This window comes from Amycolatopsis sp. NBC_00438 (assembly GCF_036026695.1).
Lineage (GTDB): Bacteria > Actinomycetota > Actinomycetes > Mycobacteriales > Pseudonocardiaceae > Amycolatopsis.
The window spans coordinates 892,559-910,846 of record NZ_CP107923.1; the positions used below are offsets into that span (position 1 = coordinate 892,559).

Consider the following 18,288-nt stretch of genomic DNA (forward strand, 5'->3'; position numbering starts at 1 on the left):
TCTGGTCGTCGGTCAGGACCAGGCCGGTCGCCGGATCCACATCGTCCACAGTGGACGATAACCCTGCCGGTGCCAGAACACCGGGGAGAGCGGGTTCGCCGGGTGGTAGAACAGGAAGGTACCGCGCACCTCGTGCGTGAGCAGGGTGCGATGGGCCGCCGCCATCAGGGCCCGGCCGACCCCGCCGTCGCGCGCCGCCGGGGCCACCGACAGCGTGTCGACGTACCCCCAGCGCCCCGGGAACAGCCGGCCGTGGATGCTGTCGCCCGGCGTCGGCACGGCCAGCGCGCAGGCGGCCATCCCGGCGGGCACGCCGTCGTCCTCGGCCAGCCAGACCAGGCCGCTGAACCGCAGGGAGCGGACGACCTCGGCGTGCAGCAGCGGCCGCGCGCCCGGCCGCCGGACCGCGGTGCCGACCAGCGAGGTGTAGCGCCACTCGGCCAGTCGCAGCTCGGTGAGGGCCTCGGCGTCGCCGTCCTCGGCCTTCCGGACGCGCACCCGCGCCGGGCCCGGGTCCGCCGGCGGCTCGACGGGCCGGACGGCCAAGCAGGTCATCGGCGCGAAGCCGTGCGCCAGCAGGACCGCGGACGCCTCGTCGTCCCGGCTCGGCCAGGTCAGCGTGCAGCCCGAGTCCGGGCCGGCGCCCGATCCGCGCAGCCGCTCGCGCCACACGCCCAGCAGCGCCGCGAGGCCCGCCGCGCCGGTCTCGCCCGGCACCGCGGTCAGGTCCCAGATCTCCGACGGGCCCCACAGCGCGGGCCACGACGCGGGCGCGTGCACGACGCGGGTCAGCAGGCCGCCCGCCGGCCGGCCGCCCACCGACGCCAGCAGCGGCTCGCTCGCCACCGGCGGCGCCGCGATCGGCGGGAGCTGCGGGTCGAGCGCGGCGAACCGGGCGTTCTGCTCCTCTTCGAGGGGTGTCACGAGCGGCGCGTGCGGAAGATCGCGGTGCCCGGGAACAGCCGGCCGCGCAGCGGGCTCCACTGGCCCCAGGTCCGCGTGTGCCCCTCCGGCCACTCCGGCTCGAGGAGGTCGGTGAGGGTGAACCCGGCGGCGGCCAGCGCGCGGACGTAGTCGCCGAGGGTGTGGTGGTACTCGACGTAGGTGGCGGTGCCGTCGTCGTCGACCTCGACGTAGGGCGTGCGGTCGAAGTACGGCTGGGTGACGGTGAGCCCCTGCGGGCCCGGGTCGTCCGGGAAGATCCAGCGCATCGGGTGCGTCACCGAGAAGACCCACGGCGCGCCGGGCCGCAGCACCCGGTGGACCTCGGCGAACACCGCGTCCACCGACGCCACGAACGGGATCGCGCCGAACGCCGAGCAGGCCGCGTCGAAGCTGCCCGAGGCCAGCGGCAGGTACTCGGCGTTCGCCTGCACGAGCGGCACGGCGACGCCGGTGCGCGTGTTGCCGGCCTGCGCGTGGCGCAGCATGCCGGCGGAGAGGTCGGTCGCCACGGCGTCGGCGCCCTCGGCGCGCAGCCAGCGCGCGCACGCGGCCTGGCCGCAGCCGACCTCCAGCACGCGCCGGCCGCGGACGTCGCCGAGCAGCCGCGCGTCCGCCTCCCGCACGCCCTCCGGGCACCAGACGAAGTCGGCGTCGCCGAGGAAGCCGCCGTGCTCGGCCTGGTAGTCGTCGGCGTCGGCGTCCCACCAGGCGAGGTTGGCGGCCGCGGCCTCCGGCCCGCCGACCTCGCGGTAGGCGACGGCGGTCGTGCCCAGCCGGTGCTCGGCGGCGTCGTGGCGCCCCGGCGCGGCGGGCTCGTTCGGTGGCATGATGGTGTCTCCGGTCCCGGCCGCCGGCGCCCGGCCTGCGGCCCGCGCCACCCGCGCCCTCCAGCGTGCGATTTGCCTTCGCGAGGACCTTAGCGATCGCCGGGGGACCCTGATTGTGCCGCCTGGTGACTGCCGCGTAGGATCAGTGTTAGCGCAGTGGGTTCGCGCTGCCTTTCGCTCAGCTTCGTCTCGGGCTCGGGTCGCGCACCGTTTGCGGGTCATGCCGCGGTCGTTCACTGGTGGACGTTTGCTCGCAGGGTCGTCGCATGCCGTAACACCCCACCGCGCCGACACCTGCCAACCCTCGATTCCCATCCACCGGAGCAACCCGCCTAATGACCATCGACACCGCCACCGCCCCGACCGCCCCGAACGCGGCCCCGCAGGTCGCCATCAACGACATCGGGTCGGAGGAAGACTTCCTCGCGGCTATCGACAAGACGATCAAGTACTTCAACGATGGCGACATCGTCGAAGGCACCATCGTCAAGGTCGACCGCGACGAGGTCCTGCTCGACATCGGCTACAAGACCGAGGGTGTCATCCCCTCGCGTGAGCTCTCCATCAAGCACGATGTCGACCCGGCTGAGGTTGTCACCGTCGGCGATGAGGTCGAAGCCCTCGTTCTCCAGAAGGAGGACAAGGAAGGCCGTCTGATCCTGTCCAAGAAGCGCGCGCAGTACGAGCGCGCCTGGGGCACGATCGAGGAGCTCAAGGAGAAGGACGAGCCCGTCAAGGGCACCGTCATCGAGGTCGTCAAGGGCGGCCTCATCCTGGACATCGGCCTGCGCGGCTTCCTGCCCGCGTCGCTGGTCGAGATGCGCCGCGTCCGCGACCTGCAGCCCTACGTCGGCCGCGAGCTCGAGGCGAAGATCATCGAGCTGGACAAGAACCGCAACAACGTGGTCCTGTCCCGCCGCGCCTACCTCGAGCAGACCCAGTCCGAGGTGCGCAGCGAGTTCCTCAACGCGCTCGCCAAGGGCCAGGTCCGCAAGGGCGTCGTGTCGTCCATCGTCAACTTCGGTGCCTTCGTGGACCTGGGTGGCGTCGACGGCCTGGTGCACGTCTCCGAGCTGTCCTGGAAGCACATCGACCACCCGTCCGAGGTCGTCGAGGTCGGCCAGGAGGTCACGGTCGAGGTCCTGGACGTCGACATGGACCGCGAGCGCGTCTCGCTGTCGCTGAAGGCGACCCAGGAAGACCCGTGGCGCCAGTTCGCCCGCACCCACGCGATCGGTCAGATCGTGCCGGGCAAGGTCACGAAGCTGGTTCCGTTCGGCGCGTTCGTGCGCGTCGAAGAGGGCATCGAGGGCCTGGTCCACATCTCCGAGCTGGCCGAGCGCCACGTGGAGATCCCGGAGCAGGTCGTCCAGGTCAACGGCGATGTCATGGTCAAGGTCATCGACATCGACCTCGAGCGCCGTCGCATCTCGCTGTCGCTGAAGCAGGCGAACGAGGGTGTCACGCCGGACACCGAGTTCGACCCGACCCAGTACGGCATGGCCGCCGAGTACGACCCCGAGGGCAACTACATCTACCCCGAGGGCTTCGACCCGGACACGCAGGAGTGGCAGGAAGGCTTCGACAAGCAGCGTGAGGAGTGGGAGCGTCAGTACGCCGAGGCCCACACTCGTTACGAGGCCCACATGAAGCAGGTCGTGAAGGCCGTCGAGGCCGACGCGGAGGCCGCTGCCGACGCGGCGACCGGCATCGAGGGTGGCGCGGAAAGCTACACCTCGGGCTCGGCCCCGGCCGACACGAAGAGCAGCGGTGGCACCCTCGCCTCCGACGAGCAGCTCGCGGCGCTCCGCGAGAAGCTCTCCGGTGGTGCGTGAGCACTAGCTCTCTGAGCTGAACCACAGCGAACCCCGGTCCGGAAACGGACCGGGGTTCGCTGCGTTGCACGGCTCGGATCGCGAGCGTGCGCACCTGACGTGCGCCACGCATCGGAGGGCCGTGATGCCGAACGTGCGGACGGCTCCGGTGGTCGCGGGGTGGCCGTCACGGGCCGGTCAGTGGTTGCGCAGGCCCAGGCCGGTCGCCATCGCCGTGACGCCCCGGCGGTACATTTCCGCGTTGGCCTCGTCCGTCGGCGGGATGAACCACTCCGGCAGCGCCGTCCGGGAGGCGAGCATCAGCTCCGCCCCGACCAGGCCGTGCATCGCCGTCCACAGGTGGTAGGCCGCCGTCTGGGCGTCGACTGCCTGCGGGCTGACCCGCCGGACGCGGTCGATGAACAGGCCGAACGTCGTCCGCACCACGGCCGAGCGCAGCGCCGGGTCGGGGTCGAAGCCCGGGACCGGCCGCTCGAACATCAGGGCGTAGCGCGCCGGGCTTTCGCGGGCGAAGAGGCGGTACGCCATCGCCAGGTCGAGCAGGTCCGCGAGCCCGTCGGGACCCTCCGGCGGCAGCGCCTCCAGCATCTCGCGCAGCGAGTCGAACGTGCGCTCGTACAGGGCGTCGAGCAGGCCCGCGCGGCCGCCGAAGCGGGCGTACACCGAGATCGTCGACGCGCCGGCGGCCTCGGCCACGCCGCGTACCGTGAGGGCCGTGACACCGCGGTCGAACAGCACCGACAGCGCGGCGTCGAGGAAGCGCTCGCGGTGACCCTGTTCGGCGGGGCGCATCGAGACGTGCCTGGTGGCCACGGCGCACCCCCTTCGCAGCAGCCGCGCACGACGGCGGTCGGGTTACCTGCCCGCAGCCGAAGATACGATATCCGCTGCGTCTTGGGAATGCGCCGGATGTCCGGATGTGCGGCATTCCCGTCCGGTGGGCACCGGCCGGGGCGCGGCGGACCCTGGCAGCGTCGGAAGCACCGACGAAAGGGCTCTCCGATGACCGACACCACAGACACCACCGGCATCACCGACATCGCCGACATCGCCGTCCCCGACACCGCGCTGGCCCGCGAAGCCGCCGACCTCGTGCGCGACACCGCCGGCCCGCTCCTGTACGACCACTCCTCGCGGGTCTACCTGTTCGGCGCGCTGCAGGGCCGGCGCCGCGGCCTCGGCTTCGACGCCGAACTGCTCTACGTCGCGGCCCTGTTCCACGACCTCGGCCTGGTCGAGGGCCACCGCACCGGCCGTCGTTTCGAGCTCGACGGCGCCGACGAAGCCCGGCGTTTCCTGCTCGGTCACGGCGTCGACGCGGAACGGGCCCGGATCGCCTGGACGGCCATCGCGCTGCACACCACCCCGGGCATCCCCGAGCACATGGAACCCGAGATCGCGCTGGTCACCGCGGGCGTCGAGTACGACGTCCTCGGCATCGGCTACTACGACCTGCCCGCGGCGGCCCGCGCCGCGATCGTCGCCGCCCACCCGCGGCCGGACTTCAAGCGCCGCATCCTCACCGCGTTCACCGACGGCATCCGTGACCGGCCCGACACGACGTTCGGGAACGTCAAAGCCGATGTGCTGGCCCGGTTCGTGCCAGGCTTCGAGCGGCAGGACTTCGTCACCACGATCTTGGACTCACCCTGGGAGGACTGAACCGGATGGAGCACCCCGAGCCCGGCACGGTCGTCGTCACCGCGAGCGGCGACGGCAATTACACGCAGCAGGTCAGCACGGCGGGGCACACGCTGCTGGTCGACGAGCCGGTGTCGGTCGGCGGGGCCGACGCCGGCCCGAACCCGTACGAGCTGCTGCTCGCGTCGCTGGGTTCGTGCACCGCGATCACGTTGCGGATATACGCCGACCGCAAGGGCATCCCGCTGGACGCCGCGACGATCCGGCTGCGGCACGACCGCGTGCACGCCGAGGACTGCGAGAAGTGCGAGACCGAGCGCGGTCTGCTCAGCCGCATCACCCGCGAGATCGAGCTGACCGGCGACCTCGACGACGACCAGCGCGCCAAGCTCATGCTGATCGCCGACAAGTGCCCGGTGCACCGGACGCTGTCGTCGGAGATCGTGATCGAGACGCGGGAAACCGGCCGCTGAGCAAACCGTCCGGGCGGGCCGGGACGCGGGCAGCGTGAGGTCGGGCCGGGAAACCGGCGTCCGTCAGGCGGCCTGCGCCGTCACCGGCCGCACGGTGGCGACGCCGACGGCCGGGACCCAGATCCGTTCGAGAGCGGCCGCGCGGGCCCTGCGCCGGAGCCCGGCGAAGCTGTGCTTCGCCGGGACCAGCAGGGTGCTCAGCCACGTCCGCCGGTAGTCCTCGAGAGCCGTCGCCACGGAGTGGTGAACCAGGCAGTGCACCAGCCCCGGCGAGCCGAGCCGGTGCCTCCCGACGTGCTTGCTGTCCGCCATCGTTCCTCCGTGTGGGCGACCCTTGACGCGGCGCACGGTACGCAACTGCACCGATGAAGGTGGGTAAGAAACGCGGCGTGTCCTCATTTCGGTTGAGTCACGCGTCACGATCGACTTGCGGTTCACCCGTCCGTGTGCACTGGGTCAGGCCGGCCGGACACTGCCCTTCACGCACAGCGTGCCGAACGGGATCCACGTGCTGCGCACCGCGCAAAGGGTGCGCTGCGGCGTGTGGTTGCAGGTCGCCTGCACCCGGCGGACGCCGGACTGGCACTGCGTGAACGTGATGTCCGGCGACGGGGCCGCGACCGCCACGTCCGGCACGGTCAGAGCGAGTCCTCCCGCGCACAGCACGGCCGCCGCCGGCCTTCCGAAGTCCGTCATCCTCATGAGCCCTCCCTCGATGACGCGAGCCGGAAGGCCCGCTGCCGAAGGCGTCGGAAAACGATTACCCACGTTACGGGTAGCCACTGTGCGTCACACGAATGGCGCAGGCCGGACCGGGCGAACCGGACGGTCCCAGCAACGCGGCGACGAGTCGTGGCCCTCGCCTCGCTCAACCCCTGCTCGCCCCCGAGTCGCGCAGGTTCCCTTCGCGCTGACGGCGTGGAAGCCGCCGATGTCCGCGGGCGGCCGCCGGGGGTGCGTGACTAGGGTGATCGGCATGTTGCGTGTGGGGCTGACGGGTGGCATCGGGGCCGGCAAGTCGACCGTGGCGAACCGGTTCGCCGAACACGGCGCCGTGCTGGTGGACTCCGACCGGATCGCCCGCGAGGTGGTCGAGCCCGGATCCGAAGGGCTCGCCCGGCTCGTCGAGGAGTTCGGCGGAGAGATCCTGGCCGCCGACGGCTCGCTCGACCGGCCGGTGCTCGCCGCCAAGGCGTTCGCCGACGACGAGTCGCGCCGCCGGCTCAACGCGATCGTGCACCCGCTGGTCGGGGCCCGCACCGGTGAGCTGATGGCGGCCGCCGCGCCGGACGCGATCGTCGTCCACGACATCCCGCTGCTGGTCGAGGGCGGCCTGGCGACGGCGTATCACCTGGTCGTCGTGGTCGACGCGCCCGTCGAGGTGCGGGTCCGGCGGCTGGTGTCGGCGCGTGGCATGGCCGAGGCCGACGCCCGCGCGCGGATCCGGGCGCAGGCCAGTGACGAGCAGCGCCGCGCCGTCGCCGACGTCTGGCTCGACAACGGCGGTCCCGAGGACGCGGTGCTCGCCGGCGTCGACGCGCTGTGGGCGGACCGGCTGGTGCCGTTCGAGGCGAACGTCCGGCTGCGCCGGCCGCGGCCCCCGGTCTCGCCGAAGATCGCCGAATACGACCTCACCTGGCCGCAGCAGGCCGAGCGGGTGCTCGCCCGGGTCCGCGCCGCGAGCGGCGAGCTGGCCCGGCGCGCCGACCACATCGGGTCCACCGCCGTGCCGGGCCTGCCCGCCAAGGACGTCCTCGACCTCCAGCTGACGGTGTCCACGTTGGCCGACGCCGACAAGCTCACCGAACTGCTTTCCGACGCCGGTTTCCCGCGCCTGGCCGGCGACTGGGCCGACGACGCCCAGGACGGCGCCGGCACCTGGCCGAAGCGGCTGCACGTCGGCGCCGACCCGAAACGGCCGGTGAACCTGCACGTCCGGTCCGTCGAGACGCCCGCCTGGCGGCTCGCGCTGCTGTTCCGCGACTTCGTGCGCGCGCACCCGGACGAGCGCGACGACTACCGCGATGTGAAGCTGCGGCTGGCCGAGGCGCACGCCGCCGACGGCAACGTCGCGGCCTACGCCGACGAGAAGCAGGAGTGGGTCAACGCCGCGTTCGTCCGGGCCGAGAAGTGGGCCGAGACGACCGGCTGGACGCCCTAGGACCCGAGCAGCCCGCGTTCGAACGCGACGGCGACGGCGGCCGCGCGGTCCTTCACCCCGAGCTTCGCGTAGACGTGGATCAGGTGCGTCTTGACCGTCGCCTCGCTGATGAACAGCTTCTTCGCCGTCTCCTTGTTCGACGACCCGCGCGCGACCAGCGTCAGCACCTCGAGTTCGCGCTGGGACAACGGTCCCCGCGCGGGCCGGCGCATCCGGTCCATCAGCCGCCCGGCGACGGCGGGGGAGAGCACGGCCTGCCCGCGGGCCGCCGCCCGGACCGCGCGGAACAGCTCCTCGCGGGGCGCGTCCTTGAGCAGGTAACCGGTCGCGCCCGCCTCGATCGCCGGCAGCACGTCCGCATCGGTGTCGTACGTCGTGAGCACCAGGATCCGCGCCGGGTTCCCGAGCCGCGCGAGCTCGCTGATCGCCGCGACGCCGTCGGTGCCCGGCATCCGCAGGTCCATCAGCACGACGGCGGGCCGCAGCCGCTCGGCCAGCGTGACGGCTTCGGCGCCGTCGGCCGCCTCGCCGAGCACTTCGAAACCCTCTTCGCCGTGGGCGGGTTCGGCGGACAGGATGCCGCGCAGGCCGTCCCGGACGATCGGGTGGTCGTCGGCGATCAGCACGGTGATCGTCATTGCGGGAGCCTCCGGGAGCAGCGGGACGGCGGGCAGGCGACGGAGATCGCGCTCCCGGCGCCGGGCTCGGACTCGCCGTGGAGCGTACCGGCGAGCCGCCGCGCCCGGCGGCGCGCGCCCGGCCGCCCGCCACCCCCGATGGCCACGGTCTGCACGATGGTGATGGTGATCCAGGTGCCCGGTCCGTCGGCCGGCGCGGGTAGCGGCCCGCCGTTGCCGAGGGTGTTGATCAGCCCGATGTCGAACGAGACGTCGTCGGCCGCGATCTTCTCCCGTACCGGTCGTGGAGGTGCCCGACCTGGATGACCGGCAGCTCAGTGGCGGCGCCAGGTCAGGGCGATGTCCTTCGTGGCCAGCCAGGCGGCCAGGTCGTAGCCGTGCGAGGCCAGTCCTTCGACCGCCGCGTAGGTCGTCTCCAGCGCGGACTCGGCCTCGTCGGCCGTGACCAGGTCCGCCTTGCGGGCGTCCAGGAGCTCGTCGGTGTCGATCACCCGCAGCGAGAGCTTGTCCTTCAGCACGATGTCGACGTAGAGGTCGGTGGCGACCCAGCGGGGACCGTCGCGGTTCACACGGACGACGTCCAGGTAGAAGTCCTGGTCGCGTTCGTGGCCGGGGGAGAACCAGAAATCGGTGACGCGCAGGCCGAGCTCCGGCAGCAGCCACGACTCGAGGTAGTGGAACTGGGCCCGCCCCGGCGCCGGGCGGGCCAGGTACAGGCCGAACGGTTCTTCGCGGAACTCCTCGACCTCCCGGCTGATGCCCTTCGGGTCGATGTTCGTGCGCGCGGCCGGGTCGAAGATTTCGACCTTGGGCGGGTGCAGTCCCGTCATGGCCCCATCCTGCCTGCAAGTGGGCGGAACCCGGTCACGAATCGCGAACGGCGGCGGTGCGAGCCACACGTTCGGGCTAAAGTGCGCCGACGACCGGGGGAACCGAGGGGACTGGGGATGTTCGGGATCATCAGGCCGTGCCGGCACCGGCTGTCCGATCGCCTGCACGCCGACTGGGTCGCGCACCTGTGCGGGCTCTGTCTCACGCTGCGCGACGAGCACGGTCAGCTCGCGCGCGTCGTCACCAACTACGACGGGCTGATCATCTCGGCCCTGGTCGAGGCCCAGACCCCGCGCGCGGACGGCCGGCGGGACGCGGGCCCGTGCCCGCTGCGCGGCATGCGCTCGACGTCGGTGGCCCGGGGCGAAGGCGCCCAGCTGGCCGCCGCGGTCTCGCTGGTGCTGGCCGCGGCGAAGGTCGGCGACCACGTCGAGGACCGCGACGGCGCGTTCGGCCGGCGTCCGGTGGCGGCGGCCGCCCGCCGGGTCGCGGCCCGCTGGGCGAAGCAGGGCAGCCGCACGGGCGGCCGGGTCGGGTTCGACACGGCGGTGCTCACCGAAGCCGTCGACCGCCAGGGCGAGCTGGAACGGGCGATGCGCCTGGGCGACTCGGCGCTGCTGGCGACCGAGCCCGCGGAACTGGCCACCTCGGCGGCGTTCGCCCGCACGGCGGAGCTGGCCGGGCGGCCGGGCAACGTGGCGCCCCTGGCCGAGGCGGGCCGCCTGTTCGGCCGGGCCGCACACCTGCTGGACGCGGTCGAGGACCACGCGGCGGACGCGGCGGCGGGAGCGTGGAACCCGTTGCTGGCCACCGGAACGGGCCTCGCGGAAGCCCGCCGGCTGTGCGACGACGCCGTGCTGGGTGTCGAGCTGGCGTTGCGGGAAGCGGAGTTCGCGGAACCGGCGCTGGTGCACGCGCTGCTGGTGCACGAGCTGCGGCAGGCGGTGCGCCGCGCCTTCGGCCACGGCTCGGCGCACGACCACGACCACGACCACGACAGTGGACTCCGGCTGCCCGCGGACGGCGTAGGCGGTGTCCTCGGGCAGCAGCCGCCGCCGGGGTGGATCGGCCCGGGGCCGCGGCCGCCGCAGCATCCGCACCAGCCGCCGGGGCCCGGAGGTCCGCAGTGGGGTGGGCCCGGCGGTGGCCCCGGCGGTCCCGGGTGGCCGGGAAACCCCGGTGGTCCGGGTTGGTCGGGAACCCCCGGCGGCCCAGGTGGTCCCGCCGGACCCGGCGGTCCCCAGGGGCCTGGTGGCCCAGGCGGTCCGGGAGGCCCAGGCGGACCGAACGGCCCGGGCGGACCCGGTGGTCCTGGCGGCCCGGGCGGTCCCGACGGTCCGGATGGCCCCGACGGCCCGGAACCCGAGCCGCTCGACGGCAAGGGCGGCGGCTGCTGGGTCCCGAAGTTCGTCGTGCCCCCGAAGAAGCGCAACTTCTTCTTCGGCTGCGCCGTAGCCTCCTACATGTGCTGTACCTGCCAGTTCTGCTGTCGCGATCCCTATCCCGGCCCGTGGAGCGGCAAACCGGAGGCGACCGGCGACTGCGGTGGCTGTGACTGCGATTGTGACTGCTGCGACTGCTGTTCCTGTTGTGACTGCAACTGAGGGGAACACGATGACCGAGCCGATGGACCAGCTGCACGACCGCGGCCGGGCCACTTTCGCGGAGCTGGTCGACGGCGGCGAAGCCCGGCTCGAGGCCCTGTTCGCCACCGTCCCGGCGCTCGGTGAGCTGGCCGTCGGCACGGTCTACGGCCACCTCCACGAGCGCCCGGCCCTCGACGCCCGCACGCGGGAAGCCGCCACCCTCGCCGCGATCATCGCGGCGGGGATGGTCGGGCCGCCGCTGAGCGTCCACCTCCGGACCGGCCTGGCCGCCGGGCTCTCGCCGGCCGAGGTGGGCGAGGTCGTGGTCCAGACGGCGGCGTTCGCCGGCTTCCCCCGCGCGGTTTCCGCGGCCGACCAGCTGAACCGGCTCTTCGAAGGGCACGGCCTGCCGATCCCGCCGCCGCCGTCGGCCCGCGAGGTCGTCCTGGGGTACCTGGAAGCGCCGGGCGCCGAGGTCGCCGAGGTGCTCGCGGAGTTCCCGCGCACCGAGGTCCAGGCGGCCGGACCCGACCGGGTGCTGGTCTCGTGCTTCGGCACCGGGCCCGCGCCGGGCGCCGTCGTGCACTGCGTGGTGGCCGGCGGCGAAGTGGCCTTCGCGACGGTGTTCCGACCCCGCTGACCAGGGCCGACGGAAATTGTCGGTGCCGAGGCCTACTCTGGTCGACGTGGCTTTCGCAACCGAACACCCCGTGCTGGCGCAGTCCGACTTCCGGCCCGTCTCGGAGATCCCCCGGGAAGGCGGCCGGTTCGAGGTCGTCAGCGACTACCAGCCCGCCGGTGACCAGCCGGCGGCCATCGACGAGCTCGAACGGCGCGTCAACGCCGGCGAGAAGGACGTCGTGCTCCTGGGCGCCACCGGTACCGGCAAGTCGGCGACGACAGCGTGGCTGATCGAGCGCGTCCAGCGGCCGACACTGGTGATGGCGCCGAACAAGACCCTCGCCGCACAGCTGGCGAACGAGCTGCGCGAGCTGTTCCCGCACAACGCGGTCGAGTACTTCGTCAGCTACTACGACTACTACCAGCCCGAGGCGTACATCGCGCAGACGGACACCTACATCGAGAAGGACTCGTCGATCAACGACGACGTCGAGCGGCTGCGGCACTCGGCGACGATGAACCTGCTGTCCCGGCGGGACGTCATCGTGGTCGCGAGTGTGTCCTGCATCTACGGCCTGGGCACGCCGCAGTCCTACCTCGACCGGTCCTCGAAGCTGAAGGTCGGCGAGCAGCTGGACCGCGACGTCTTCCTGCGCGCGCTGGTGGACGTGCAGTACACCCGCAACGACATCGCGTTCGCGCGCGGCACGTTCCGCGCGCGCGGCGACACGGTCGAGATCATCCCGGCGTACGAGGAGCTCGCGATCCGCGTCGAGTTCTTCGGTGACGAGATCGAGAAGCTGTACTACCTGCACCCGCTGACCGGCGACATCGTCAAGGAGGTCGACGAGGTCCGGATCTTCCCGGCGACGCACTACGTCGCCGGCCCGGAGCGCATGGAGAAGGCGATCAAGAGCATCGAGCAGGAGCTCGAAGATCGCCTGGCGGAGCTGGAGAGGCAGGGCAAGCTGCTGGAGGCGCAGCGGCTGCGGATGCGCACGGCCTACGACATCGAGATGATGCGGCAGGTCGGGTTCTGCTCCGGCATCGAGAACTACTCGCGGCACATCGACGGCCGCGGCGCGGGCACGGCGCCGGCGACGCTGATCGACTACTTCCCGGACGACTTCCTGCTGGTCATCGACGAGTCGCACCAGACCGTCCCGCAGATCGGCGGGATGTACGAAGGTGACATGTCGCGCAAGCGCAACCTGGTCGAGTACGGCTTCCGGCTGCCGAGCGCCGTCGACAACCGGCCGCTGACCTGGGAGGAGTTCTCCGACCGGATCGGGCAGACGGTGTACCTGTCGGCGACACCGGGGCCGTTCGAGATGGGCCAGGCGGGCGGCGAGTTCGTCGAGCAGGTGATCCGGCCGACCGGCCTGGTCGACCCGAAGGTGGTCGTGAAGCCCACCGAGGGCCAGATCGACGACCTGGTGCACGAGATCCGGGAGCGCGCGGAGAAGGACGAGCGCGTCCTGGTCACCACACTGACGAAGAAGATGTCCGAGGACCTCACGGACTACCTGCTGGAGCTGGGCATCCGGGTGCGGTACCTGCACTCCGAGGTGGACACGCTGCGCCGGGTGGAGCTGCTGCGGCAGCTGCGGGCGGGCGACTACGACGTGCTGGTCGGCATCAACCTCCTGCGGGAGGGCCTCGACCTGCCGGAGGTGTCGCTGGTGGCGATCCTCGACGCGGACAAGGAAGGCTTCCTGCGCAGCGGGACGTCGCTGATCCAGACGATCGGCCGCGCGGCGCGCAACGTGTCGGGCGAAGTGCACATGTACGCCGACAAGATCACCGACTCGATGCGGCACGCGATCGACGAGACCGACCGCCGCCGCGAGAAGCAGGTCGCCTACAACGTCGAGCGCGGGGTCGACCCGCAGCCGCTGCGGAAGAAGATCGCCGACATCCTCGACCGGGTCTACAGCGAGGCGGAGGACACCGAGCACGTCTCGGTCGGCGGTTCGGGCCGCAACTCCTCGCGCGGCAAGAAGCCGGAGCAGGGTGACCGGGTGCGCAGCTCCGGGATGCTGGTCGACAAGGACGTCTCGGCGATGCCGCGCGCCCAGCTCGCGGACCTGATCCAGCAGATGACCGACCAGATGATGCAGGCGGCCCGTGACCTGCAGTTCGAGCTGGCGGCGCGGCTGCGGGACGAGGTCCAGGACCTGAAGAAGGAGCTGCGCGGAATGGACGCGGCCGGCATCAAGTAGCCGGACACGACACCAGCAGGTGGCGGTTGTCGCGTCGGGCGAACAGTGTTCGCCCGATCGAGTATTACACCCCGGTTGGTATGCTTCCACCATGGCGATGAACATCAAGGACCCGGAGGCCGAGCGCTTGGCCGCCGAGGTCGCCGCGTTGACGGGTGACACCAAAACCGGGGCCGTCCGCGAAGCCCTGCGCCTGCGCCGCGACCAGCTCGTGGCGCAGGACAACGCCGAACTGCGGCTGAAGCGGATGCGGCGAGTACTGGAAGAGGAGATCTGGCCGTTGATCCCGCCTGAGGAGCTCGGGAAGCCGATCCCGAAGGACGAGTGGGAAGAGATTCTCGGGTTCGGGCCGGGTGGCGTGTGATCATCGACAGCTCGGCCATTGTGGCGATCCTGCGCCAGGAGCCGGACCACGAACGACTCGAGGAGCGTCTCGCGGAGGCGGACTCGGCCAGGATCGGCGCGCCGACTCTCGTCGAGGTCGGCATCGTGCTCACCACGAGGCTCGGCGCGCGGGGCCAGCTGGTGCTCGCCAGGTTCCTCCAGGACAACCACATCGCGACCGCACCCTTCACCGATGAACACGCGGAGGTGGCGATCGAAGCGTTCAAGCAGTACGGGAAGGGACATCACCCGGCCAAGCTGAACATGGGCGACTGCTACAGCTATGCCACCGCCAAGATCGCCCGGGAACCGTTGCTCTGCATCGGCGATGACTTCCCGCAGACCGACCTCGAGGTGGTGAAGCTCGGGTCGTGAACATCGAAGCCGTGGTCGCGTACTGCCTGGGGCTGCCGGGCGCCGAAGAGACCTACCCGTTCGGTGACCACGTGCTCGTGGCGAAGGTCGGTGGCAAGGGGTTCGCCTTCATCGGCCAGGAGGAGCCCGGCAGTGTCGCCGTGAAATGCGGGGCCACCCGGGAAGAAGCGGCCGAACTGCGCGAGCGTCATCCCGAGGCCGTGACCGTGATGGACTACCTCGGCCGCTACGGCTGGAACCGTGTCCGGCTCGACGCCGGAGTGCCCGACGCCGAGCTGGAGGAACTCCTCGACGCCTCCTACGAGGCCATCGTGAAGAAGCTGCCCCGAGCCAAGCGTCCCTGACTCAGTCCGGCACCGGCGCGTTGTCGTCCGCCTGCAGCATCCCGAAGATGTTGCCCTCGGTGTCCTTGCAGTAGGCCAGCCACCCGACGCCCGGGACGGGCTGCTTCGGGAGCGCCAAGGTCCCGCCCGCCCGCGCCACTTCGCCGAGGGTGTGGTCGACGTCGGCGACGTCGATCGTGTTGACGAAACCGTGTACCGGCCCCGATTCCGAGGGTGGCGGGCCCTGCCGCGGCACCAGGCCGCCGTCGATTCCCTCGCCGTCGCCGGTGGTGATCATCCAGTACGGGACGTCGCCCCAGCGTTCGAACTTCCAGCCGAACACCGCGGTGTAGAACGCCACCGCGCGCTCGGGGTCGCCCGCGTGGATCTCGAAGTGGATCGGACGAGGCATGCTCGCCTCCTCAGGCCGGGCCGGCAGGTGCCGCGAGACTACGCCTGCCGACCCGGTTTCGGGAGGTCAGAGGCGTGGGTGCCCCGACAGGGTGAGGTCCGCGTCGAAGTCCGGGAACCCGGCCGGCGCGCTCCGGGCGCTCAGCGCGGAAGCGGCCGGGGGCAGCCCGGCCCAGCGGCGGACCGTCGCGGTCGCCGCGGCGGCGTCGGCCGCCGGCAGCTGGGCGATCCTCGAGCCGTGGTTGCCGCCCGGCACGTAGTACCGGTAGGAGTCCCGGCTGCCGAAGCCGAGCTCGAACGGCTCCGCGCCCCACGGGTCGTTCGAGCCGTAGACGAACAGCAGCCGTGTGCCGCGGGACTTCACCCAGAAGTCGACGTCCGGCATGGCCAGGTAGTCGAACCGGGGCAGGCGCACCGAGCTCGGCACGAACGTCTTCGGCTGGTCGGCGCCGGGGTAGCGGAGCAGGTCGCGGAGGTAGCTGTCGTACGCCTCGGGCGCGCCCAGCTGGACCGCGGCCTGGTAGTAGTACGGGATGTAGGGCGAGAGGTCCTGGTCGGAGTAGGTGTTGAGGCTCTCCACCTTCTCGTACCAGGCGTAGACGTCGGCCGCGGGCGCGCCGGCCTTCGGCACCGTCGCGCAGTCCGCCTGGGTCTGGTACTGCCAGAACGCGAAGTACGAGTCGATCACCGAGATCTCGAGGGACTTGTCGGCCGAGCCGACGATCGAGAACGTGAGGCCTCGTTTCGCCGCGTCCACCGCGGCGATCGCACCGAGTTCGTCACGCCGCTTCAGCGCGTCGCGCTGGATGGCCTTCAACGCGTCGCGGCAGCCGGGATCGTTGCCGACCTTGGACAGGAACTTGTTGTAGACGTCGATCGGGTCGATGACGTCGTTGGGCGCGACGTAGGGGACCGTCCCGTCGACGTCGTCGGGGAAGAAACGCCGGAAGTACGTGGCGGTCATGCCGCCCTTGCTGCCGCCGGTGGCCAGCCACTTGCCCGGGTAGATCGCCTTGAACGCCTGCACGGCGCGGTGCTCGTCGGCGGCGGCCTGCCAGATGGTCAGCTGCTGCGCCCAGTTCTCCGGCTGCGGCCGCGACGGCGTGAAGTAGCGGTACTCCATCGAAAGCTGGTTGCCGTTCACGAGCTGCGTCGGCTCGGACCGGTTCGGCGCGGTGCTGACGTTGTAGCCGCTGGTGAAGGCGACCGTTGGTGCGGCGAAGTCGCGGTGCAGCAGGGTGAACCGCTGCTGGAACGTGCCGGCGCCGGGGTGGCGGTGGTCGGCGGGCTGGGTGAAGGTCAGCTCGAAGAACCGGAAACCCGTGGGTGCCGGGTCCTCCTTGACGATGGTCAGGCCGGGGATCCGCCGCAGGGCCGCTTCGATGTCGGTCGCCGCGCCGGCCGACGGCGCGAGGCCCGCCAGCGCGGCCAACGTCAGCAACGCCGCCGAACAAGCGGTGAACAGTCTGCGCATGAAGCACCCTCCCCGGCTTCGGGCCATTGCGTGGGACCCTCACAGAACCGGCCGTGGTGGGCAATCGGCTGACTGGGCGCACCACCGGCCAGGACCCGACTTTCGGCGGGTCCGGGGGCCGCGGGGTGGCGTCCTCAACCTTGCGCGGTCGCGCGCATTGTGCAAGTTGTCCGGGTGATCGGCGCCACGTTACGGTCCGGAACGAGAAGGCACCGGCATCGAGCGAGGGGTCCGCCATGAAGGTTTCCGACTGCCCGACCACCCAGGTCGAGGTCCGCATCGAGGCGTCGCCGGCCGAGGTCTGGCACTGGTTGCTGGACGTCGACCTGCCCTCCCGGTTCTCCACCGAGTTCCAGGGCGGCGGCTGGGTCGAAGGCAGCGCGCCCGGACTCGGCGCGCAGTTCCGCGGCCGCAACTCCCACCCGGTCGCGGGGGAGTGGGAGACGGTCTCGACCATCACCGGCTACGAGCCCGGACGGCTGTTCGCGTGGGCCGTGATGGACGTCGCGAACCCGGCGGCGTCGTGGAAGTTCCAGCTGATCCCGGACGGCGAAGGCACGATCCTGCGCCAGTGGGCCCAGATCGGCCCGGGCCCGTCCAACCTGACGGCCATCATCGGCTCGATGCCCGAGCACGAGGAAGAGATCGTCGCGATGCGCCTGGGCGAGCTGCACGACAACATGCAGCGGACGGTGGACGGCATCAAGTCCCTCGCCGAAACCGGTGTCCGAGCGGTCTAGCCGCGGCCGCCGAGCACCTTGGCCACGTAGGACTTGACGGCGTCGAGCGCCTCCGGCGCGCGCCACATCCGCTCGACCTCGGGGTCGTCGGCGTGGCGGTACTCCGCGATCCGCTCGTGGTAGGGCTGGTGGATCTGGGCCTTGGTGTGCGCGAACGGCTCGGCGGGCAGCCCGCCGAGCCGGGTCGCGATGGCGAGCGCCCGCTCGAGGACCTCCTCCGGCGGGGCCAGCTCGTCGGCGAGGCCGCGGGCGAGCGCGTCCTCGCCGCCGACGGTCGCGCCCGAATACGTCAGCGACGGCAGCGGTGTCGTCCCGTACGCGCAGCGGAGGATCTCCAGCGCGGCGAGCGGGAACGGCAGCCCGACGAGCAGTTCGGTGACGCCGATCCGGCCGGGCCCGCTGCTGAGCACGCGGTGGTCGCACGCCGCGGCGAGGACCGCGCCGCCGGCGATCGCGTGGCCGTTGAGCGCCGCGACCACCGGACGCGGGAAGCCGAACACCGCCAGCAGCGCGTCCGACAGCAGCGGCAGGAACTCGGACACGTAGGCGGCGCCACCCTCGCCGATCCGCCTGAGGTCGACGCCGGCGGAGAAGATCCCGCCGGTGCCGGTAAGCACGACCGCGCGGGCCGCGCCGGCCTCCTCCAGCCGCAGCACGAGCTCCCGGCACGAGTCGGAGTCGAGGGTGTTGCCCTTGCCGTGGTCGATCCGGAGCACGGCGACGTCGGACTGGCTCTCCAGGGTGATCGGCACGGCCCGACCGTACCGCGCCGGGGCGGGCCCGGCCGGTCGGAAACCGGCC

Annotated in this window: 21 protein-coding genes; 11 read left to right on the forward strand and 10 right to left on the reverse strand. The window is 71.8% G+C overall.

Annotated elements, in window-relative coordinates; all coding sequences use genetic code 11:
- Nucleotides 1–12: 12 nt before the first annotated feature.
- Together OG494_RS04280 and OG494_RS04285 are read right to left on the reverse strand one after the other, a co-directional pair.
- Complete coding sequence (locus OG494_RS04280; RefSeq protein WP_328452140.1) at nt 13–924, reverse strand: GNAT family N-acetyltransferase; 912 nt, start codon at nt 922–924, stop codon at nt 13–15.
- On the reverse strand, nt 921–1,772 hold the full coding sequence (locus OG494_RS04285; protein ID WP_328452142.1) for a class I SAM-dependent methyltransferase: 852 nt from the start codon (nt 1,770–1,772) through the stop codon (nt 921–923). Before OG494_RS04285 ends, OG494_RS04280 begins: the two co-directional genes overlap by 4 nt.
- Before the next feature lie 335 nt (nt 1,773–2,107).
- On the opposite strand from OG494_RS04285, the gene rpsA reads away from it, so the two are divergent.
- Nucleotides 2,108–3,607 (forward strand): 30S ribosomal protein S1, encoded by a 1,500-nt coding sequence (gene rpsA, locus OG494_RS04290; protein WP_328452143.1) that lies wholly within the window; start codon nt 2,108–2,110, stop codon nt 3,605–3,607.
- Nucleotides 3,608–3,784: 177 nt separating this feature from the next.
- Here rpsA and OG494_RS04295 read toward each other — a convergent pair whose 3' ends face one another.
- Nucleotides 3,785–4,399 carry a TetR/AcrR family transcriptional regulator gene (locus tag OG494_RS04295; protein WP_328458867.1) on the reverse strand — a complete coding sequence of 205 codons (615 nt, stop codon included), beginning with the start codon at nt 4,397–4,399 and terminating at the stop codon, nt 3,785–3,787.
- A gap of 210 nt (nt 4,400–4,609) precedes the next feature.
- Here OG494_RS04295 and OG494_RS04300 point away from each other — a divergent pair, with 210 nt between their 5' ends.
- The gene (locus OG494_RS04300; protein ID WP_328452145.1) at nt 4,610–5,269 is read left to right on the forward strand and encodes an HD domain-containing protein; all 660 of its coding nucleotides are present in this window, start codon (nt 4,610–4,612) and stop codon (nt 5,267–5,269) included.
- 5 nt (nt 5,270–5,274) lie between these two features.
- Entirely contained in the window at nt 5,275–5,721 is a 447-nt protein-coding gene (locus OG494_RS04305) for an OsmC family protein (protein WP_328452147.1), read from the forward strand.
- Nucleotides 5,722–5,784: 63 nt separating this feature from the next.
- On the opposite strand, the gene OG494_RS04310 is transcribed toward OG494_RS04305, so the two are convergent.
- Both OG494_RS04310 and OG494_RS04315 read right to left on the reverse strand, forming a co-directional pair.
- Entirely contained in the window at nt 5,785–6,033 is a 249-nt protein-coding gene (locus tag OG494_RS04310) for a hypothetical protein (protein ID WP_328452149.1), read from the reverse strand.
- Between the two features lie 144 nt (nt 6,034–6,177).
- Nucleotides 6,178–6,423 (reverse strand): hypothetical protein, encoded by a 246-nt coding sequence (locus OG494_RS04315; protein WP_328452151.1) that lies wholly within the window; start codon nt 6,421–6,423, stop codon nt 6,178–6,180.
- A 274-nt stretch (nt 6,424–6,697) separates the two neighbouring features.
- On the opposite strand from OG494_RS04315, the gene coaE reads away from it, so the two are divergent.
- Nucleotides 6,698–7,882, forward strand: a complete 1,185-nt coding sequence (gene coaE / locus OG494_RS04320; protein ID WP_328452153.1) for a dephospho-CoA kinase — start codon at nt 6,698–6,700, stop codon at nt 7,880–7,882.
- On the opposite strand, the gene OG494_RS04325 is transcribed toward coaE, so the two are convergent.
- Nucleotides 7,879–8,520 (reverse strand): response regulator transcription factor, encoded by a 642-nt coding sequence (locus OG494_RS04325; RefSeq protein WP_328452155.1) that lies wholly within the window; start codon nt 8,518–8,520, stop codon nt 7,879–7,881. The two genes, coaE and OG494_RS04325, sit on opposite strands and share 4 nt — an antisense overlap.
- Before the next feature lie 314 nt (nt 8,521–8,834).
- Nucleotides 8,835–9,350 (reverse strand): DUF402 domain-containing protein, encoded by a 516-nt coding sequence (locus OG494_RS04330; protein ID WP_328452157.1) that lies wholly within the window; start codon nt 9,348–9,350, stop codon nt 8,835–8,837.
- 117 nt (nt 9,351–9,467) lie between these two features.
- On the opposite strand from OG494_RS04330, the gene OG494_RS04335 reads away from it, so the two are divergent.
- From OG494_RS04335 to OG494_RS04360, 6 genes are all read left to right on the forward strand, one after another.
- Nucleotides 9,468–10,955, forward strand: a complete 1,488-nt coding sequence (locus OG494_RS04335) for a DUF5685 family protein (protein WP_328452159.1) — start codon at nt 9,468–9,470, stop codon at nt 10,953–10,955.
- A gap of 10 nt (nt 10,956–10,965) precedes the next feature.
- Nucleotides 10,966–11,577 carry a carboxymuconolactone decarboxylase family protein gene (locus OG494_RS04340; RefSeq protein WP_328452161.1) on the forward strand — a complete coding sequence of 204 codons (612 nt, stop codon included), beginning with the start codon at nt 10,966–10,968 and terminating at the stop codon, nt 11,575–11,577.
- A gap of 46 nt (nt 11,578–11,623) precedes the next feature.
- Nucleotides 11,624–13,780 carry an excinuclease ABC subunit UvrB gene (uvrB, locus tag OG494_RS04345; protein WP_328452163.1) on the forward strand — a complete coding sequence of 719 codons (2,157 nt, stop codon included), beginning with the start codon at nt 11,624–11,626 and terminating at the stop codon, nt 13,778–13,780.
- Nucleotides 13,781–13,871: 91 nt separating this feature from the next.
- Entirely contained in the window at nt 13,872–14,144 is a 273-nt protein-coding gene (locus tag OG494_RS04350) for a type II toxin-antitoxin system VapB family antitoxin (RefSeq protein WP_328452165.1), read from the forward strand.
- Nucleotides 14,141–14,539, forward strand: coding sequence for a type II toxin-antitoxin system VapC family toxin (locus OG494_RS04355; RefSeq protein ID WP_328452166.1), 399 nt, complete (start codon nt 14,141–14,143; stop codon nt 14,537–14,539). The genes OG494_RS04350 and OG494_RS04355 overlap by 4 nt, the downstream gene beginning before the upstream one ends.
- Nucleotides 14,536–14,883 carry an MmcQ/YjbR family DNA-binding protein gene (locus OG494_RS04360; protein WP_328452168.1) on the forward strand — a complete coding sequence of 116 codons (348 nt, stop codon included), beginning with the start codon at nt 14,536–14,538 and terminating at the stop codon, nt 14,881–14,883. The genes OG494_RS04355 and OG494_RS04360 overlap by 4 nt, the downstream gene beginning before the upstream one ends.
- Before the next feature lies 1 nt (nt 14,884).
- Here OG494_RS04360 and OG494_RS04365 read toward each other — a convergent pair whose 3' ends face one another.
- Nucleotides 14,885–15,274 (reverse strand): VOC family protein, encoded by a 390-nt coding sequence (locus OG494_RS04365; RefSeq protein ID WP_328452170.1) that lies wholly within the window; start codon nt 15,272–15,274, stop codon nt 14,885–14,887.
- Between the two features lie 66 nt (nt 15,275–15,340).
- A complete protein-coding gene (locus OG494_RS04370) occupies nt 15,341–16,747 on the reverse strand; it encodes a S28 family serine protease (protein ID WP_328452172.1) in 1,407 nt (468 codons plus the stop codon).
- A 236-nt stretch (nt 16,748–16,983) separates the two neighbouring features.
- Between OG494_RS04370 and OG494_RS04375 the strand changes: the two genes are divergently transcribed.
- Nucleotides 16,984–17,487 carry an SRPBCC family protein gene (locus OG494_RS04375; RefSeq protein ID WP_328452173.1) on the forward strand — a complete coding sequence of 168 codons (504 nt, stop codon included), beginning with the start codon at nt 16,984–16,986 and terminating at the stop codon, nt 17,485–17,487.
- Here the strand turns inward: OG494_RS04375 and OG494_RS04380 are convergent.
- Complete coding sequence (locus tag OG494_RS04380; protein WP_328452175.1) at nt 17,484–18,239, reverse strand: enoyl-CoA hydratase/isomerase family protein; 756 nt, start codon at nt 18,237–18,239, stop codon at nt 17,484–17,486. The two genes, OG494_RS04375 and OG494_RS04380, sit on opposite strands and share 4 nt — an antisense overlap.
- Nucleotides 18,240–18,288 lie beyond the last annotated feature (49 nt).

Excerpts from the sequence above, each read along its gene's own strand:
- OG494_RS04285 (WP_328452142.1), bottom strand. The coding sequence starts at position 1,772 with ATGCCACCGAACGAGCCCGCCGCGCCGGGGCGCCACGACGCCGCCGAG.
- rpsA (WP_328452143.1), top strand. The coding sequence starts at position 2,108 with ATGACCATCGACACCGCCACCGCCCCGACCGCCCCGAACGCGGCCCCG.
- OG494_RS04295 (WP_328458867.1), bottom strand. The coding sequence starts at position 4,399 with ATGCGCCCCGCCGAACAGGGTCACCGCGAGCGCTTCCTCGACGCCGCG.
- OG494_RS04300 (WP_328452145.1), top strand. The coding sequence starts at position 4,610 with ATGACCGACACCACAGACACCACCGGCATCACCGACATCGCCGACATC.
- OG494_RS04305 (WP_328452147.1), top strand. The coding sequence starts at position 5,275 with ATGGAGCACCCCGAGCCCGGCACGGTCGTCGTCACCGCGAGCGGCGAC.
- OG494_RS04310 (WP_328452149.1), bottom strand. The coding sequence starts at position 6,033 with ATGGCGGACAGCAAGCACGTCGGGAGGCACCGGCTCGGCTCGCCGGGG.
- OG494_RS04315 (WP_328452151.1), bottom strand. The coding sequence starts at position 6,423 with ATGAGGATGACGGACTTCGGAAGGCCGGCGGCGGCCGTGCTGTGCGCG.
- coaE (WP_328452153.1), top strand. The coding sequence starts at position 6,698 with ATGTTGCGTGTGGGGCTGACGGGTGGCATCGGGGCCGGCAAGTCGACC.
- OG494_RS04325 (WP_328452155.1), bottom strand. The coding sequence starts at position 8,520 with ATGACGATCACCGTGCTGATCGCCGACGACCACCCGATCGTCCGGGAC.
- OG494_RS04330 (WP_328452157.1), bottom strand. The coding sequence starts at position 9,350 with ATGACGGGACTGCACCCGCCCAAGGTCGAAATCTTCGACCCGGCCGCG.
- OG494_RS04335 (WP_328452159.1), top strand. The coding sequence starts at position 9,468 with ATGTTCGGGATCATCAGGCCGTGCCGGCACCGGCTGTCCGATCGCCTG.
- OG494_RS04340 (WP_328452161.1), top strand. The coding sequence starts at position 10,966 with ATGACCGAGCCGATGGACCAGCTGCACGACCGCGGCCGGGCCACTTTC.
- OG494_RS04350 (WP_328452165.1), top strand. The coding sequence starts at position 13,872 with ATGGCGATGAACATCAAGGACCCGGAGGCCGAGCGCTTGGCCGCCGAG.
- OG494_RS04365 (WP_328452170.1), bottom strand. The coding sequence starts at position 15,274 with ATGCCTCGTCCGATCCACTTCGAGATCCACGCGGGCGACCCCGAGCGC.
- OG494_RS04370 (WP_328452172.1), bottom strand. The coding sequence starts at position 16,747 with ATGCGCAGACTGTTCACCGCTTGTTCGGCGGCGTTGCTGACGTTGGCC.
- OG494_RS04375 (WP_328452173.1), top strand. The coding sequence starts at position 16,984 with ATGAAGGTTTCCGACTGCCCGACCACCCAGGTCGAGGTCCGCATCGAG.